The following is a 16,732-nucleotide window of genomic DNA, read 5'->3' on the forward strand; positions in this document are numbered from 1 at the left end:
GGTTTCCTCGGGCGCTTACACTACGGTTGCGAATCGAAAACTCCGCCGTCGCCCGTTTCCCACCGGAAAACGTCGTCCGCATCGCGGCAACAACATCGTGGCGGAGCTGCTGGAACTCGGTGAGGTAGAAGTGGTCGGGCATGACTTAAGCATGGCGATCAGTAATCGAGGCTCAATAGCTGAGCTCCTATTCTTAGGATCCGCGGATACCCTGCGATTAGCCTGCTTCAGGGGGCTTCCGCGTAGCACCTCCACCCGTTTGAGGGTATAATCCGCGTGAGCTGAACTCCATTCCTTTTCTCAAGCAGCACTTGGCAAGGTGAAGACGCATGAAAACTTGCAGCGTATTCGTATTCTTGGCGGCGTTGGTTTTTTCTTCTCCATCATTCGCCCAGGAATCTTCCCCGGCGGACTTTCAGGAATTTCTTGATGCCTGGGAAGGCAGATGGACAGGCACGGGTACCGACATTGACGGAAATGAGATGGTGGGGCACGCCGATTGCCGCGTCGCCGGCGACGGCAACACGATGATTGTCAACGTGTACATGGGAGATGCATCTGGCATTTGGTTCATCGTGTACGACAGCAATGCGAAACGCATCCGCTCGCAGTGGGGGCAGTCGGATGGCGAAGCCACTCAGGCAATTCTTTACAAGGATGGAGAGGACTGGATACAGGAGGGGTCTGGCAGCAACGGCGAAGGAAAGAAAATCACATACAAGCACCGGATTTCAATATCCGGTGATGGCCCCACGCATCGATGGACGCGAACTCTCATGGTTGATGGTGAAAAGAAAACCGCGAAAGACACGTGGCAGCGGGTCGCTGGATCTTTCCAGGAAAAGTGAGCTGTTGAGGCTTTTCTTCTCTACGTCGTACCACAGATACTCGTTTCACCACTCTTCCTGAAAGTTCACCCATGAAAACCGTCACAACATTTGTACTGGGACTCGCCATTGTTGCTCTATTCGCGTCACGTGAAACGCAAGCGGATCACCATCACGACGCCGACAAAATCGCCATTCTGAAGATTGAGAAAGATTGGGCACAGGCCATGGTGGATGGTGATGGTGCCTGGTTCAAGAAAACACTAACCGATGATTTCAAGATCGTACTGCCTGAAGGGGAGGTCTGGGATCGAGACAAGTTTGCGGATGCCTGGACCACAGGCCTGATCGACTGTTCGAAGTGTGATGTCGAGGACCTTGATGTTCGTTTTTTTGGCGATACAGCAATTGTGATCGGGCAGGGAAAAGTTGCTGGCACTGCGAACGGCAAAGCCTTCGAACATGTCGAGAAATGGACCGACGTCTACGTCAAAACGGATGACGTCTGGAAAAGCGTTTCATGCCATGTATGCAAAATGAAGGACTGAATCCTTCACGGCAAATAGATTAACGATAGCGGCAGTCTTCATGAGATTCACCCTGCGCTGTCGTCACTTGGTCTACTTGCTCGCCGGTGTGAAGTCTGATTGCCAGTTTTCATTGTTTTGAATCTAGGGATATTGCGAACACGGTCACCGATTCGAAACTGCAATCGTGACCCACTTACACGGAGACACTATGCCAACCTACAGCTACAAAAAGCATCAAGTCACGATAAGTGCGGCAGGCGAGATTATTGTAAAACGAGGTGATACCGTATCGGGATACTGCGCCGCGATTTATCAAGCATCGCCGCCATCCACGCGTGCACATTGGTCGGAGTTCGGCCGAAAAGATCACGCCGGCACAATTCGACCACTGTTGGATCCAAATAGAATCAAAGTCGGAGAAACGCTCTACCATTTCCCTTCCATTCAAAAAACGAAGAGAGAAAAAAAGGTAGATGCAAATCAAATGACTGTCAGACTGAATCGGCTGAAATTGCTGAGAGAAGACGGCATCAGCATCTACAGTCGAATCGAAGAAGAACTTTTGCAACAGAAGAAGGATGTCGACAATTTCAGCCTTGGCCTCGACATGGCGGGTGTGGTCGCGACCGCGGTTGTCACTGGGTGGGGGCAGGTGGCAAAAGCTTTTAAATCTAGCGCAAATGTTGTAGACGACGTAACAAAGGCAATTCTGAAACGCAGCTGGGGCGTTGGCTTTCAACCTCAGAATCAAGGTGCTGTTCAGGGAGTAGCTCAAAACCTGGTGAACAGTGGCGACAATATGGTTCCAGATGATAGCGACCACACTGTTGTTGCATTGGGAAAAATCCTTGTCGGCTCGTTCGTTGACATGTCTTCGCCGTCATTTTGGTCAAAGAAAATGGCTGGTGGAGACCCCAAAGAAGAACTCAACAGGGCTATCGAGATGAATCAAAGAAATCGAGCATCTTTTCTTTCGAAGATCGACGGTGCGATTAGGCAGAGTGAATCTCTACTCGCTCAGGCGAGAAAAAATGACTGACGCCTGGGGTTCCCGCAATAAGGTGCAAGGGTCAGAAACCAATTTAGACATCGATAAATGAGTGAGGCCGCTTTCACCCAGGTCGTCAGAGAACCGAATCACTTTCCTTCTGCATTCAGCTCATGACTAAGACTTGCAACACTACCGAGACAGCCGAAATCTTGAAGTGCTCGCGGGATCAGGTGCGGTCCTTGATCCCATCTGGCCGCTTGCACGGCGTGAATATCTCTCTCGGTTCCCAACGCGCAAGATGGATCGTTCCAGCTTCAGCAATTGAGGATTTTCTTGCGCCCAGAGTCCAGCCTCCACCTCCACTGCGGCGAAAAAAGCATCGAAGGAAACAATGGATCACGTGAGGAGAAGGCAAAAGGGACGTGCGTTAAAATGGAAGCTTAGGCGATTGCGTCTTCCGATTCTGCCAATTCGCACCACCGATCTACTTCTGCGCACGGAAATCAGCACTTGATCACGTCAACGACCTCTGAGCTCTCAACATTGTCCGCAACGGTCTTCCAGAAGATCGGTAGAAACGTTTTCTATCTGCAGAAGATTGAAGGGATGCTGAAAGTACTGGTCGCCCAATGCGACGTCTCCAGCACCGCCAGCGAGATCGTGGATCTTATCCGGCAGTTGCATCAACCTTCATCGAAGAAGACCCTGGGCGGCTTACTAACGGAATTCTTCGAACGACTTTATTCGGACATTCCGGATCCGGAAAGGCCGAAAGGCACAGACGGGTCGTGGCTTGCCTTTGGCTTTCGACTGGGAAGTTCGGATGATGCCATTCAAAAAGAGGTGAGCCTATTCACAGAGGTCCTAAATGAACGGAATCACCTGATTCATCACGAGCTGCCTTTTTGTACCCTGCAAACACAGCATGAGTGTTCGCAGCTAGCGGCACGCTTGGACGATCAGCTTGTCAACATCGCAACTGCGCACGAAATTCTGAGCGAGCATTTGGCTTTCGTCAACGAAATGAAGTCACAATTGCCGGACATCCTGCGTCAGGTAATCGATCATGAACAAGAGTCAGATCTTCAAAGTTCAGTTGTTAGGTCTTGAGTCGCGAAACACTTCAACAGATCTACGAGTGCCACTACTCGGAGGAGCCAACCGAACGGATGCGCGCGGCTAATCTGTTGTCCGACTTGAGGGCTTGGTGCAAGGTGAACGGTTGCTACATCGACCAAGTTATTCGCGAGGCTGCCTCGGCAATTGCATTTCCATTAGAAACGACTCGTACAACGCCGAGCATAATGTGGATGGATGAGGATGTTCTCTGTTCCAACGATCCGATTCCGTCACCACTAGGGCTTCAACGTCGCGCTGCTACTGTTGACGCGATACTCGATTTTCATGACAAGAATCGCAGAATTGCGCTGGACATGATTGCTGTCGATTTGCTCAGGTCCCTTCAGCATCGCCCGTCTTTGTTTTATGACTGCGCCGAGATTGCAGACCAAATATTTGAGGCGTTGGTGAAAATGGACTGAGGACGGATCAAGATAGAACCGTGTTGGAGTCCTCTCGTCATTTGTAGAATGATCGACGTTATTCCTACCCACCCCCCTTCCGCCCCAACCAAGACTTCCGCATCGCAATCCGAACCGGAGCGGCATCGAGCGAAACCACACTCTTTCGCTCTGGTCGGAACCCGCAGTTTCCGCAGCGGTAGTAACGGGTCCGTGTGTTGAACTTGCGGTTGACGCGGGTCGTTTCGACTCGCAGGGTTCCTTTTTGACAGACCGGGCACAGGTCGTCGCTCATGATCGTCGCCTCCGGATGAATCGGCCTTGAGTGTTTGGCTTGCGGACGAAACCGCCCGAGGACGGCTTCGCGGCAGGTTGCTGCTTTGGGGAGGACGCGAGCTTGGTTTGGCGTTGCAGCCGTTGGTCGCGGTTCTCGGCCGGGAAGCGGCGTTCTTTGGGCTGGCGTTCCCATTTGCTGTTGGTGAACACTTCGGCCGCGGTCCGCGCGTAGCGGAAGACGTCGCGGAAGTCGACCGGGATCGTTGACTCGTCGATCCGGACGTGCTTGCCTTCGAGTGGGGTGTAGCGTTCGTTGAGCAGCTGATCGAACAAGTCCAGGTCGCCGACGACCTGACGCGGCAGGATGATCGAAATGGTGTCTGCAGCCACGTCGCCACGTCGTTCCAGCTTGGCACGGTGCCGTGCTGAATCAGGTACCCGATCTTGTCCCGGTCTCAGCCGAACGTGCCGACGACAAAATGGTCCAACTGGACATCGACCGCCGTCGTGACGAACACCACCGGCTTCGGCACCATACCGACGTCCCAGTCGCCGACACACAGTCGCTGGGCCAGTTCCTCCGACTTCATCTGAACCACCAGCGGAACCCAGGGCATTCCACGCGAATTGTTCTCGAACGACCGTTCGGAGTAAGCGTTCTATCTGCCCATGTTGACCGGCTGGTTAGCGTGATGGGTTTCTTTCCACTCTCAGGAGAAACCCATGCCGCAGTTTCCCAACCCGCAGCTCGCACAGCAGTGGCGTGACCGTATTGAACGGTTCGCCCAATCCGACCTAACGGTCGCCGATTTCTGTGATCGTGAAGGCTATTCGGTCGCCTCATTCTATCAGTGGCGGCGTAAGTTGCGTTTCTCTGTTCTCGTTGACCCGTCAGCCCCCAGCGATCGACCGGCCTCGTTCGTCGCTGTTGAGCTTCAATCTGGCGCGATGGAAGCGGCCCAACTGAATGGCCTGGAAATTGAATTGCCTGGTGGGGCCGTTGCTCGCCTCGACCAGAACGCCACCGACGAGCAGCAACGCAGACTGATCAAGAACGTCGTCGAGGCACTCAGCGAGGTGGCATCGTGATCGCACTTGCACCCACCACACGGATCTTTGTCTACACCGAGGCGACCGATATGAGGAAGAGTTTCAATGGCTTGTCCGGACTCGTCACAGAACATTTCCAGGTCGACTTGTTCTCTGGTCATCTGTTCGTCTTTTTCAACCGTCGGCGCGACTATGTCAAGATTCTGATGTGGGACTGTGATGGCCTGGCTCTCTGGTCCAAGCGACTCGAAAGTGGAAGCTTCGAGAAGATTGTCTCCGAGGAACAAGGCAGCTTCGAAATCGATTCCGCCGGCCTGGTCATGATGCTCCGGGGCGTGCAGATCGAAGGATCGCAACGACGTAAACGCTACTCGATCGACCAGTCGCAGGCGGCCTGACCACGTCAAGCAAATCTTTCTTAAAAGCGTCAACGCAAGGCTGATCGAAGCCTTGCGTTTTTTGTTTTGATGACGATAACAGCGGCATGGCTGCTTCGGAAAACAAAGACGACTTGCAAAGCGTGTTGAGGGTCAACGCTGAGCTGATTGAAACGGTTGAACGATTGCAGAAAGCCAACCAACAACTCCGCGAAGAACTGGAACTCTATCGTCGCAAATTCTTCGGCAGGTCATCTGAGCGGCACGTCGAAGATGACTCGCAATTGCGTCTGTTCGACTTAGGTGAGCAGCAAGCCGAGAACGACGATGCCGAAGACGATGAAGCAACCCAGCCAGGCCGACGTCGTCGCAAGAAGAAGTCTGAGAAGCTGCCAGACCATCTCAAACGCAAGGTCATCGAAGCGGACGTTCCGGTCGAACAGCGAATCTGTCCTTGCTGTGATGAAGAGATGCCGATTGTGGGCACCGACATCAGCAATCGATTGGATTTTATCCCCGCAGAGTTTTTCGTTTGGGAGATCCATCGCCATAAACGTGCATGCTGCAATTGCAAAGAATCGATCGCTCAGGTGCCTGCCGGCGAGGAACCCTGCGGCCTGACAACGCCGATCCCCGGCAGCGATTATGGCTTCGGTGTTTACACGCAGTTGATCGTCAATAAATTCGCCGATCATCTACCGCTCTATCGCGGAGAAGACATCTTCGCCCGCGCCGGGATGCTGATCCCTCGCAACACACAGTTTGGGATGCTTGCGAACATCGCGGCATTGGCCGGCGTGGTGGTGGAACTGATGAAGTCGCGAATCGTCTCAGGCGATGTGCTGGGTGTGGATGATACGTCGGTTCGTCTGCAGGATCACAGTTTGCCGGGCAAGATGCGGACTGCACGATTCTGGCTGTACCGAGGCCGTGAGGATCATCCGTATAACGTGTTCGATTTCACAGAAAGCCGCGGGCGTGACGGCCCCGGCAAATTCCTTCGTGATTTTCGCGGCCACGCGGTGGTCGATGCTTATGGAGTCAACGACGGAGTCTATCTGGGAGCACAGGATCAGATCTTTGCCGCGTGCTGCAATGCGCACGCACGTCGAAAGTTCGTCGAAGCCAGACCGAACGACCCGGTCGCCGCTGCGCAGGCACTGGCGTTTTACCGTGGCTTGTACAATGTTGAAGATCGCGCGCGGGAAGCATCGGTGGCTGAACGCCTGGAACTGCGCCAGAGCGACTCCGTGCCGATCATGAATGACCTTCATGACTGGTTACTGCAGATGAATGATGATCGCCGAGTGCTTCCGAAGAGCTCGATGGGCAAGGCGGTGCGTTATGCATTAAACCAGTGGGACGAGTTGTCGGTGTTCCTCGGCGACGGCGCGATCCCGATTGACAATAATGCGACTGAAAACGAACTTCGCCGCTTGACGATCGGTCGAAAGAACTGGTTGTTCGTCGGCTCGAACCGAGGAGGCCGAGTGGCGGCGACAATGTATAGCCTGGTGTCTTCGGCGGCACGGCATCACTTGGATGTGTGGGCCTACGTGGACGATTGCCTTCGCCAGTTGGCACGTGGCAGCACAGATTACGAACGCCTGCTTCCAGACGTGTGGCGAAAGGAACACCCGGAGTCGATCCGTCCGTACCGCGACGCCGAGCAGAAGGCGCGACGCTTGACCACACAACAACGTCGAACGCGTCGCCGCGAGGCGAGGGTGGCGTGATGACGAACCTGACCGAGCGAATCCAACTGACGCGCGAACATCGTGACTTGATCCTGAAGTACGGCTACGTCTCAGGCCGTTTGGAGACGTCGCTGCGTCGCTGGCCGAAGGATCAAGTGATTCGCCGGGTGGGAATGACACGGGTCGAGCTGCAGTGGCTAATCGGCGACCTGAGTCACGTGTGCGTCAAAGGCAAAGCGGGTTCCGATGTCGAAGCGGTTGCTGACCTGTGCGACCACCTCGAATACGCCCAGCAAACCGGGGATGGCGATCTCGACATTCTATGGTGACGTCAGATCGGATCTCTGCCATTTGAGCAGCCCAAGTGGCAGACGCTTCGACGAGCAAAGCTATCGCCAGCTTCGAGAATCCACTGGCCGTAGTTGATCAGCGATCCAAAAGCGACAGCGTCTTGAACTCTTGTGGCACATGGCGGATCGAAGGGCGCTTGACCAACGTGACATGCGAGGTGTGATCCAGCGGTTCTTCCTTTTAGCATAAGGCTGAACCCGTTGACCGCACTTCGCGCGTTCGCTTGGGAGTCGAGCGGAAAAAGAACTCAGAGACACCCTAGTGAGATCAAAACGCAGTATCCGGGGAAGCGCTGATGAACTGCGTGCTGAAGACATTTGAAGCTGCTGCCGGCGCATCGGTTAGGCTACAAGCACAAAGCGTGATTTTGGACCGCGGTGGCGATCAATGTCTCCGGCGTCGTTGCGTTGGTCACAGGCCCCAAATGTTGATACGCCGACACCGCCACTGCGGCCAATTCGCCACACCGTTCCGATGAATCTTCGGATTGGTGAAAAGCAGTCGCCGGCAGCCTGGACCACGAAGCGACACCTGGGCAGATAGAACGCTTACGTTGTCGGAAAACGAGAACGTCGGACCGTACAACCGGGAAAGCTGAAACGACTCGTCGGGCCCGTCGTTGGTCGGCGTTCCGATCAACTGGCCCGATGAATCGACGTATTGGCCTTCGGCGCACCAGACGCCCTTGCGGATCATCTCGCGGCGTTGTTCCTCGCGGATGTCGTCGCCGCATTCTTCGCAGACGTACAGGATCGTTCCCGATGCGGTACCGTAGTCCGAGAGCGCGACGCAGCCCATGGTCGCTGCCAGCGCCACACGGTTCCGTTGTGGGTGAACCGGAGCCCCAAACGTTCCCGTTGCTGACCTTGCAGCAACCCTGGCTGGATGGCCCGAGCGGTTCGGTGGAATACGACGCCTGATCGACGTCCGCAGGTAGGGTGAGTCTTTCCGTCATGATCACGCTCCGACGCCCACGGCGATCAACAATTCGACCAGCAGCGGGATGAACACTTTCATGAACGCCCCGAAGCCTTCCCAATCGATCGCAGTGCGATCGATCTCACCGCTGGTTTTGCGAGGCAAATCATCCACCGCGGGATCCCCGGAGAACGCCATCTGCGTCACCGCAAGGTCCTCGGCGGCTCGTCGGAACGACGGAGAAATCAAAGCGACGCGAAGCAGTGCGGCGTCACGCACCGTGATCATCCCATTCCGCCTTGCTTCCCGAGACGCCTTGATCACCGCCCGCCGGAACCCGCCCGCCGAAACCCGTCCGACGCCTCCTTCTCGATCAGGTTCTCCGCCGCATCAAACGGCATCGCCCCCGCCGGCGGCGCTGCAAACGCCGCCGTTCGATTCCGCGAAACAGCCTGTGGCGATGTCGGAGCAAACACCACTTGAGCCGTGACTGCAGGCACAGAGGGTCGCCCACAACCCACGGAGACACCGCCGTCAGTTCAGACGTCGTGTTGTTCGGACAATTCGGTCCGGTACAGACATTCCGTTCGACCTGCCGAGAAACAGACGCATTACGAAGCAAAAGTCGCCTGATCGGCCCATCGGAGAACCCGACGGCACTGAGGACGACAACAACAAGCAGGACACCGCAGAGAGCCCGCCGCATAATGTTGGCCTGAAGATTCAAAGAGAGAGAGGCTTACCAAAGTCACATCTCCCGAATCCTACAAACCCCACCACGCCCCCTCCGCGTCAGCAAGCGGAGGGGGATTTTGTAAGGAATAGGCTCATATCAACGGCATCGTTGAGCAGCAGTCGTTTGGATCAAATTCCAGAGAAGCACGGAAACCTATTAGTGCACCGGTGTCGGCCACCGGAGCAGGCTTCGTCATGCCGGAAACTCGCTTCGGTGTGCACCACCTCCTGCAGATCGGGGATCGCCAAAAATGCCGAGGTTCCAAACCAGTGGACTTAAACGCCGTGGGGGCAAAAAAGTCGTACGAACATTTACGTCGGTAGAAACCCGATGTGGTGTCGTCAGGTGAAGTCGGATTTTGGGCCGAGAACGCTCCCGAGTTGAACGGTGCCGATTAGAACCCGTTTTATGTCCCGTACCGCAGCACTTGTGGGGCTGCTCGCAGCGAATTCGCAGTGGTCTCGCCTGCACTACGCCTCGTCTCCTCGGTTAACACGCTGAAGACTGGCACGAAGGTCGGTACCATGACGCACGTGTCCTGTCATCCAAAGACTTGCCCAAATCGCCTACTACCTGTTAATCGCTTCATCGTTGAGGTGATCCTGCCACCATCCTGAACTTCGCACTTGTCCATTCGTGCCTGCCTGCCAAAGTCGAATCGTTCCGTCTCTGCTACCGGAAATTAACAAGTCGCCGCTTTCTCTCATTGCCAGCCCTTCTACGGAACTGGTGTGTCCCACAAGGCTGATTCTTTCCTGACGCTCGCGGATATCCCAGACTCGCATAGTGTTGTTATCGCAGGCCGTGATAATTGTGCGCTCTTCCGGTGAGAATACGAGATTGTTGATGCCATCAGAGTGGCCGCTGAGTTCACCGATGTGAACAAATCTCCGGATATCGGAGGCACAACGCCAGAGTTGAACTTTGTTGTCGAATCCACCAAAGGCGAGAAACGATCCTTTGGGCGAGAAACTGACCGTCATGGTTCCGTCGTTTGCCTTGCTGCCCAACTGTCTCCCCATGCCGTCATCGGTCCGATGTAACAGGCAAACACCATCCCAGCCGGTGGACGCGAGTGCCTTACCATCGTGGGAAAAACTCAATGCGGTGACAACGCTGGAGTGCTTCAAACCCATCATTCGCGTGGCCGCCTTGTCACGCCAGGAATCCCACACCAGTATGCTCCCGTCTTCGTAACCGGCTGCCAATTGTCCGTGCTTTGAAAAGGTCAATGCTGTTATCTGACCACCATTCGCGGTGCGAACGACTTCTGGATTTTTCTCCCAAGCTGAAGGCCACAGTTCGATGCTGCCAGCTTTTCCTATGGCAACGATCTCATCGTTCGCGGCCACTGAGCTTCCCCTTGAAATTGTTTCGCTTCCACTAGCGGACAGATCCCAACGCTTTACGATTCCCGAGTGTCTCTCTCGCGAAACCACCGTCCTGCCATCGGGCAGAATGAGCACATCCTGAACGGGGGCTCCCACTCGAAGGAGGTTCTGTGCCGTCGACGCCAAATCCCAGACCTTTATCGTGCGGTCGGAACTGGCCGTAATCAGCTTAAGCGAGTCTCCGACTTCCAAAAATTCAACGGACTCCACATTGTGCGAGTGCCCTTTGAAGACGTCGATTGGCATTCCCTGGGCGTCCCACAGTCTCGCCGTATTGTCCCGACTTCCGGTGGCCAGAATCCTACCGTCGGGTGAAAATGCGACCGATCGAATCTCGTCGCGATGTCCGACGAGCCGCTGCGACGTTCCGTCCTGCAAATTCCAGACGCGTGCGATGTCGTCTCGACTACCAGATGCCAGTCGTCTGCCATTCGGCGAGAATGCTAACGCAATAACGGCCTCGTCGTGGCGACCTAATTCGCTCCGGTCGGATCCGTCGATGTTCCATATGGCGACGAGGCCGTCTTCATTACCGGCAGCGACGCGCTGTCCGTTCGGCGATATTGCCACGGACGTGAACCCGTCGTTGGGGCCGCTGAGCGTCCGCCAGCTGTCAGTCGAAACGTGATACATTCGCACTTCGTCTTCGTAGACAACAGCCAGCTCACTTCCGTCCGGAGAGAACGCCATGTCAAGTAAATGTGCGTTATCTTCCTGAAGTGTCTGCGCTTTGCCGTCGGGCCATTCTTGAAGAACAACTTTGGTCTGTTCACGGTTGGCATAAGCCAAAACGTTGGTTGCGGTTGAAAAGGCCACTGGAACGTGTTCCCAGCCAGGACCGCCTGACTCGAGCGTCTCCCAGTAACTTCCGGGCCCTCGAAACACTTTGATTTCGTCTAGCGTTTTCAAGTCGACCACACGGACGAAACCATCGCCGCAGCCAAGCACGATCATTGCGTTTCGAGAATCTGCCCCCGGAATCAGTGCGGTGCGTCGTGGTCGACCTGGAAACGACTTCGAGTGGGCGGTTTGACTGCGATTGCACAGATTCCACAGATAGTACCACTCGAAACTATGCAGATCTTCATCGCTTGCGTGGGACTTGAGTAACTCAAGCACTCGTCCCACATGACCGTCTCGCCAAGCCAAATGAGCCGCACCGATGTCCGAGTTGTACAGCAGCCGGCGCCGTTGCTCGGCAATCTGTTCCACCGCCAGGGCATGCTCCGCATTTTCACGGGCGATCAAGGCTTGGCGAAGTGCTTCGCGGCGCTCCGAATAGAGCCATCCTCCCGCAGCCAGACTGAGCAGCAGCAAGACGGATGTTGCAAAAGCCAAAGTGACACGTCGCCGCTTACGCTCTTCTTCTTGGCGGGTCGAGTCGGCCACTCGTTCCAATTCCGATTCACGGAGTTTTGTTTCGACCGATTCCAAATAGTCAGTGATGCCGCCAGCCAGCACAGCCGCATCGCGCGGCCGGTCCGCAGGTTCGAGTTCCAAACAGCGTTTTGCTAGTTCGATCAATTCCGTATCCGACGCACTAGCATCAAGCCTAATGAAACACTCATCCAGTTTTCCGCGACTGGCAAGTCGATAAACCTGATTGCCATCATCACCGACATAGGGTGGGCTGCCAGTCAGGACCTCGCACAGGATCGCACCTAACGCGAAGACGTCGGCTCGTTCGTCCATATTGTCGATCTCACCGAGTGCCTGTTCCGGTGGCATATAAGCGGGCGTCCCCATCACACTGCCCATGGCTGTATCGGACCCAGTTGATGCGAACGAACCGGGATTAGCGCTACCGGCACTGCGCATTGTTTGAATGATGCTTTGGTCCTGCTGCTTGTCGCGTGATTCCTTCTCATCGGCGATCCCGCCACTGGAAAGCACCTTGGCCAGTCCCCAGTCCATCACCTGAACTTCGCCAAACGCACCGACCATGATATTGGCCGGTTTCAAATCGCGATGGATTACCCCGCGACTGTGCGCGTACGCCATCGTCTGACAGATCTGCTCGAAGATGCCAATGAACTTCCCGCGTTCTTCGGCAGCTTCTTCGCGATTGGCCAGCAGTTTGGCCAGCGTCTGCCCCTTGACCAGCTTCATGGCGAAGAACGGCCGCTTGTCCGCAAACTGCCCCAGCTCGTAGACCGGAGCGATTCCCGGATGCTGAAGCTGCCCACCGATCTGAGCCTCCTCGACAAACCGCTGAATCACCTCCGGCTTGTCTTTGTGGGAATCCAGCAGCACTTTGATCGCCAGATCACGCCCCAAATCGGTATCGCGCCCCTTCAGAATCGCCCCCATTCCCCCCCGAGCAATCTCACCATCCAATCGGTACCGGCTGTCAGATTCGCGACCCGGCATCTCCGGCGACTTCGGCCGCGCGATTGGATCTTCGCCCGCAGCCTCCGATTCCCGCAGCGAAACCCGTGGAACTTCATCCAGTGTGTTGCCCAGCATTTTCAGCACGCTGTGATTTGCATCGCCCATCAAAACGGCATCGTTCACCGAAAACGCCGTCGCCAATCCGGCATCCAGTGAAGCGGCACGATCCCCGGACGCGTCGGGCGTGATGGTCGGATCGAGCCCCAGGGCAGGCTTCTCGAGAAAGCCGCTCGCTTCGTCGTGCTGGCGAAGCAGTTTTTCAATGCGTTCGCGAAGCATCGCGTCGGAGCCGCATGCTTGCTGCAACCAGGCGGCTCGTTCGTCTCCAGAAGTCTTTTCCAGGGCCTGAAGAAAGAGGCTTTGTTCGTCCACGGCGAGGTCTCTTTGGCAGGATTCGAATCAGGGCGTTAACTAAGGTGCGAGATCGAGCGAGTACTCCGCCACCGATTTGACCACTTTTTCTCAAAATCTCTCGATTGCCATTTGTGGGGAGGGAAGGATCAACACTCGCCCCGCATCGCATCGAGCAGCCAGACCTTGGCGTAAGTCCAGTCTCGCTCGGCCGTTCGGCGAGAGACCTGGAGGGCGTTAGCGGTCTGGTCCATGGTCAAACCCGCGAAATACCGAAGGGACACGAGTTTCGCCAATTTGGGACGCTCCACCGCGAGTCGAGTCAGCGCCTCGTCGAGTTCCAGTATGTCCGGGTCTTGGGGGGATGACGCAACACGGTTCGCATCGAGCGGCACTCGCATGCGATCTCCGCCTCGCTTGAGCGTCTGTTTGCGGCGCGCGTGTTCGACCAGAATTCTCCGCATCGCCTCGGCGGCGGCGGCGTAGAAATGCCCCCGATGATTCCAGAGTGGTTGATCGGTTTGGTCGACCAGCCGGACGTAGGCCTGATGGACCAGCGCCGTCGGCTGGATCGAATGGCCACTACGGTCGCCACTCAACTCGCGGGCGGCCAAATGCCGCAGTTCGTCGTAGACCAACGGCAACAACTCAGCCGACGCCGCGGGGTCAGCTTGTTCGATGGCCGAGAGAATTTTCGTTACGTCAGTCATCGCCGTATTGTAGCCGGTCAACGCAACGATCGCCCCAACGCCAAACGATGCCTGTCGATGCTGCCCCCGTGTGCCGATCGCCCCAAATGCACCCGTTTGAAACACGGTAACCAGAGACTCGGACACGCAGAGGTGCCATTGACCGCAGTGAGTTTGCGGTTTTTCTACGGCGCCGAAGTTGGACGTGCCGACCGCAGTTGCCAGCCTAGCGAATAGCGTTCGGTGCCGGAGACCGAAGCGACTTTCGGAGATTTCGTTTACTCGGACCGGTGGCCGACACCGGATACTTGTCGCATTGCTCCGGGTTCATCGACTGAAATCGTTTCTGCTAGATCGTGCGCTCTACGGCGCGATATGTATCGCCGGGCACCTTCCGTAATCAGGTATCCGTCTTTGATCATAAATAAACGCCCACAATCAACGATCCTTCCGACGAAAAACAGTGCACTTGAACTCTTGCTTCCGGTTTTCGAGCCAAAATGGGTGAGAACCAATAGGCAACATCGCGCTTGAGGTAGCCAAGTTGGTGTTGTGCTGAATCGTAGACTGCGACGGCGTGCGGATCGTGCTCGTTTGTTGGCTCCCGAACGAGCACAATCGGATCTCCCGTACGAAGCTTACGGATGTAGGACTCGCGATTGCCGACGAAGTCGCCTACGACCCGGAACGTGTATCTTGGATCTGCATCCGACTGCTGGATCCTTTGTGACTGATTTGGAGCGGTCGCGCTGGCATCGACCGCGACGGACTTAGGAATGAATGCCGCCGAGGGCATGAATCCGAGCACCGGTTCTCCGCTGCATGCGTGTTCGGCAATCAACGCGAATCTCGCTGGAGCCTCAGAATCCATCGGCATTTTGACAAAGACGCTTTTCCCGGAGGAGCGATTGAATAAGACGCCGTCGGTGTATCGCGTCACGCGCTGCACCGATGGCAACGTGAACTTCTTCGACTGAAGAGCACCCACCATCGAGACTTGTTTCGTGGTCAGGTAACCATTTAGCTTTGAAGGGCAGCAAACGAAACATGCACAACCCTCCAGCCAAAACCGCTGGTCGTTTAAGCTGCTGAGGAGAGAATCGCCGCGACCAAAGGAATCGTGCCCCGTATCGAACAGCCTCGCCGCAAAGACCAGCGCTAGCACCACGGATGCTGCCGGCGAGCGAGTCAGTCGATCTATCGTGCAATCAGACATGATTCCGATGCATCAAAATCACAAGTCTGGTGACGGATCGCACAACGGTTTGAATGAAGGCATAACAAGATCGTCCGGTGCTATCTCAGTGTCTCGACATAATTCGAGAACAAGTTGCTTCGCAACGCAACTGCGTACTTGGCGGCAAATCGCATCTCGTAGTACGCCCCGCTTGCGCCTCCGTTTGGATTGTAGTGCAAGTGATCGTTGGTCTCGTTCCATTCGGACCCACGAGCCAAGTAGATGGACGGCAGCTGCCCTTCGGTCAAGCGGACCGCACATAGCAGATAGTCCGAGCTTGCAATGAACTTGTCTTCTTTGACGAATGGGTTCGACGTGGCATCTGTCGACTTGACCTGGACGGAAAGGAACTTTCCCGATTGACTTCGGACCACGAAATCGACACCGCGGTCGTCGTATTCGGAATCGTAAACCTCGAAGCCCTCGAGCGTAAAAGCCATCTTGGCGTAGGCCTCTCCGAAAGAGCCTTTTTGAATCGTATTCAGGTGCTGGTACGTTGTCTTCATGCCAATCGAATCAAAGCGAATGAGAACTCATGAGGCAGGGGCGACGTCAACTGTCGCAAAACGCGAAAGTACGGCAGTCGACTCGGGCTGAAAAGACACCTTGCGTTCGAAGTAAGACAACATTGACGACGTTCATGCAATCTTCTCACGACAACGTCCAAACCGTCACTAATCGTTCGTCTCGAAACGCTTTCACGCCTCGAACGCGCCCCATGCGGACCAAGCCTGGCAGGTGGCGTTTCACGGTTTCGATCGAAAGCGGATCGGTTCCGCACTCGTTGATTCGCCGATGAATCTCGACGACCGTGCCGCCGTCTCGGAGCGACTCTATCGCTTCGATGATCTGCAGGTCGATGCGATGGGTTTCAAGCATGCCAGATCACCCCCATTTCTTCGACAGATGAATCACCCATAAGGACGTCGGACGCTTTGACGAGTTCGACAGACCCGATGCCGGCGATGGTGAATTGCCGTGGTTCTTCGCGGCTGATGCAGAGTGCCAGCAGGTTTTGCTTTTTTGCGGTCCAGCGAATCGGGCTGATCAGACGCGTGGTTTGTTTGCCGGTGCGATCTTGGTAGATGATCTGGCAAATCCATCGGTCGGGATCTCGCATGGCCAGCGAGAGCTTCTGACGGGGCGTCTGATGGCGTTTGGATTTGCTTGCGGCTTGTTGCTTGTGAGTCGTGGCTTGGCGCATCTCAGATTTTCTCAGCGTCGGGGACGAAGCCGGCGGCGACGAGGGCTCGCTCGAGTTCGGGGCGGATTTGGTCGTCGCTTAGTCCGGCTCGGCGGCGCGGACGGACGACCTGCATGAAGACATCGTTGGGTGTCTGAAGTAACATCCGATGAAGATTCGAAACGCATCGTCGATCATCACATCACCCTCATGGGAT

At 55.6% G+C, this 16,732-nt stretch carries 22 protein-coding genes and 1 pseudogene; 11 read left to right on the forward strand and 12 right to left on the reverse strand.

Annotated elements, in window-relative coordinates:
* Positions 1-329 precede the first annotated feature (329 nt).
* From NZK35_RS08650 to NZK35_RS08670, 6 genes are all read left to right on the forward strand, one after another.
* Positions 330-848 (forward strand): hypothetical protein, encoded by a 519-nt coding sequence (locus NZK35_RS08650; RefSeq protein ID WP_259632135.1) that lies wholly within the window; start codon positions 330-332, stop codon positions 846-848.
* A gap of 71 nt (positions 849-919) precedes the next feature.
* Positions 920-1,375, forward strand: a complete 456-nt coding sequence (locus NZK35_RS08655; protein WP_259632136.1) for a nuclear transport factor 2 family protein — start codon at positions 920-922, stop codon at positions 1,373-1,375.
* A 190-nt stretch (positions 1,376-1,565) separates the two neighbouring features.
* Complete coding sequence (locus tag NZK35_RS08660; RefSeq protein ID WP_259632137.1) at positions 1,566-2,396, forward strand: hypothetical protein; 831 nt, start codon at positions 1,566-1,568, stop codon at positions 2,394-2,396.
* A 122-nt stretch (positions 2,397-2,518) separates the two neighbouring features.
* Positions 2,519-2,752, forward strand: coding sequence for a helix-turn-helix domain-containing protein (locus NZK35_RS34865; protein ID WP_407699780.1), 234 nt, complete (start codon positions 2,519-2,521; stop codon positions 2,750-2,752).
* 139 nt (positions 2,753-2,891) lie between these two features.
* Positions 2,892-3,458: a hypothetical protein gene (locus tag NZK35_RS08665; RefSeq protein WP_259632138.1), complete on the forward strand. Its 567-nt coding sequence runs from the start codon at positions 2,892-2,894 to the stop codon at positions 3,456-3,458.
* The gene (locus NZK35_RS08670) at positions 3,455-3,889 is read left to right on the forward strand and encodes a hypothetical protein (RefSeq protein ID WP_259632139.1); all 435 of its coding nucleotides are present in this window, start codon (positions 3,455-3,457) and stop codon (positions 3,887-3,889) included. The genes NZK35_RS08665 and NZK35_RS08670 overlap by 4 nt, the downstream gene beginning before the upstream one ends.
* A gap of 64 nt (positions 3,890-3,953) precedes the next feature.
* Here NZK35_RS08670 and NZK35_RS08675 read toward each other — a convergent pair whose 3' ends face one another.
* The 3 genes and pseudogenes from NZK35_RS08675 to NZK35_RS08685 all read right to left on the reverse strand — a co-directional run.
* Positions 3,954-4,163: a hypothetical protein gene (locus NZK35_RS08675; RefSeq protein WP_259632140.1), complete on the reverse strand. Its 210-nt coding sequence runs from the start codon at positions 4,161-4,163 to the stop codon at positions 3,954-3,956.
* Positions 4,160-4,534, reverse strand: a complete 375-nt coding sequence (locus NZK35_RS08680) for a hypothetical protein (RefSeq protein ID WP_259632141.1) — start codon at positions 4,532-4,534, stop codon at positions 4,160-4,162. Before NZK35_RS08680 ends, NZK35_RS08675 begins: the two co-directional genes overlap by 4 nt.
* Before the next feature lie 65 nt (positions 4,535-4,599).
* A pseudogene (locus tag NZK35_RS08685) lies at positions 4,600-4,776 on the reverse strand (terminase gpA endonuclease subunit); the annotation flags it as partial.
* Positions 4,777-4,867: 91 nt separating this feature from the next.
* Between NZK35_RS08685 and tnpA the strand changes: the two are divergent.
* From tnpA to NZK35_RS08705, 4 genes are all read left to right on the forward strand, one after another.
* Entirely contained in the window at positions 4,868-5,233 is a 366-nt protein-coding gene (gene tnpA, locus NZK35_RS08690; RefSeq protein ID WP_259632142.1) for an IS66 family insertion sequence element accessory protein TnpA, read from the forward strand.
* Positions 5,230-5,592: an IS66 family insertion sequence element accessory protein TnpB gene (gene tnpB, locus NZK35_RS08695; protein WP_259632143.1), complete on the forward strand. Its 363-nt coding sequence runs from the start codon at positions 5,230-5,232 to the stop codon at positions 5,590-5,592. Before tnpA ends, tnpB begins: the two co-directional genes overlap by 4 nt.
* 86 nt (positions 5,593-5,678) lie before the next feature.
* Entirely contained in the window at positions 5,679-7,307 is a 1,629-nt protein-coding gene (tnpC, locus tag NZK35_RS08700) for an IS66 family transposase (protein WP_259632144.1), read from the forward strand.
* Positions 7,307-7,597 (forward strand): hypothetical protein, encoded by a 291-nt coding sequence (locus NZK35_RS08705; RefSeq protein ID WP_259632145.1) that lies wholly within the window; start codon positions 7,307-7,309, stop codon positions 7,595-7,597. The genes tnpC and NZK35_RS08705 overlap by 1 nt, the downstream gene beginning before the upstream one ends.
* A gap of 433 nt (positions 7,598-8,030) precedes the next feature.
* On the opposite strand, the gene NZK35_RS08710 is transcribed toward NZK35_RS08705, so the two are convergent.
* The 5 genes from NZK35_RS08710 to NZK35_RS34870 form a co-directional block, all read right to left on the reverse strand.
* Positions 8,031-8,435, reverse strand: a complete 405-nt coding sequence (locus NZK35_RS08710) for a phage terminase large subunit family protein (protein ID WP_259632146.1) — start codon at positions 8,433-8,435, stop codon at positions 8,031-8,033.
* Positions 8,436-8,576: 141 nt separating this feature from the next.
* Positions 8,577-8,816 (reverse strand): hypothetical protein, encoded by a 240-nt coding sequence (locus NZK35_RS08715; protein WP_259632147.1) that lies wholly within the window; start codon positions 8,814-8,816, stop codon positions 8,577-8,579.
* 1,026 nt (positions 8,817-9,842) lie between these two features.
* Positions 9,843-13,196, reverse strand: coding sequence for a WD40 repeat domain-containing serine/threonine protein kinase (locus tag NZK35_RS08720; RefSeq protein WP_259632148.1), 3,354 nt, complete (start codon positions 13,194-13,196; stop codon positions 9,843-9,845).
* A gap of 359 nt (positions 13,197-13,555) precedes the next feature.
* Complete coding sequence (locus NZK35_RS08725) at positions 13,556-14,116, reverse strand: sigma-70 family RNA polymerase sigma factor (protein ID WP_259632149.1); 561 nt, start codon at positions 14,114-14,116, stop codon at positions 13,556-13,558.
* Positions 14,117-14,513: 397 nt separating this feature from the next.
* Positions 14,514-14,966 (reverse strand): HIRAN domain-containing protein, encoded by a 453-nt coding sequence (locus NZK35_RS34870; protein WP_407699781.1) that lies wholly within the window; start codon positions 14,964-14,966, stop codon positions 14,514-14,516.
* Here NZK35_RS34870 and NZK35_RS08730 point away from each other — a divergent pair.
* Positions 14,872-15,072, forward strand: coding sequence for a hypothetical protein (locus NZK35_RS08730; protein WP_259632150.1), 201 nt, complete (start codon positions 14,872-14,874; stop codon positions 15,070-15,072). The genes NZK35_RS34870 and NZK35_RS08730 overlap by 95 nt on opposite strands.
* Positions 15,073-15,391: 319 nt before the next feature.
* Here the strand turns inward: NZK35_RS08730 and NZK35_RS08735 are convergent, their stop codons facing one another.
* The 4 genes from NZK35_RS08735 to NZK35_RS08750 all read right to left on the reverse strand — a co-directional run bounded on the left by NZK35_RS08735 (position 15,392) and on the right by NZK35_RS08750 (position 16,681).
* Positions 15,392-15,838: a DUF4365 domain-containing protein gene (locus NZK35_RS08735; protein ID WP_259632151.1), complete on the reverse strand. Its 447-nt coding sequence runs from the start codon at positions 15,836-15,838 to the stop codon at positions 15,392-15,394.
* Between the two features lie 145 nt (positions 15,839-15,983).
* Positions 15,984-16,211: a hypothetical protein gene (locus tag NZK35_RS08740; protein ID WP_259632152.1), complete on the reverse strand. Its 228-nt coding sequence runs from the start codon at positions 16,209-16,211 to the stop codon at positions 15,984-15,986.
* Positions 16,204-16,536 (reverse strand): WYL domain-containing protein, encoded by a 333-nt coding sequence (locus NZK35_RS08745; protein WP_259632153.1) that lies wholly within the window; start codon positions 16,534-16,536, stop codon positions 16,204-16,206. The genes NZK35_RS08740 and NZK35_RS08745 overlap by 8 nt, the downstream gene beginning before the upstream one ends.
* Position 16,537: 1 nt before the next feature.
* A complete protein-coding gene (locus NZK35_RS08750) occupies positions 16,538-16,681 on the reverse strand; it encodes a hypothetical protein (RefSeq protein ID WP_259632154.1) in 144 nt (47 codons plus the stop codon).
* Between the last annotated feature and the right edge of the window lie 51 nt (positions 16,682-16,732).

The sequence above is a fragment of the Stieleria sedimenti genome, from assembly GCF_025060895.1.
GTDB lineage: Bacteria > Planctomycetota > Planctomycetia > Pirellulales > Pirellulaceae > Stieleria > Stieleria sedimenti.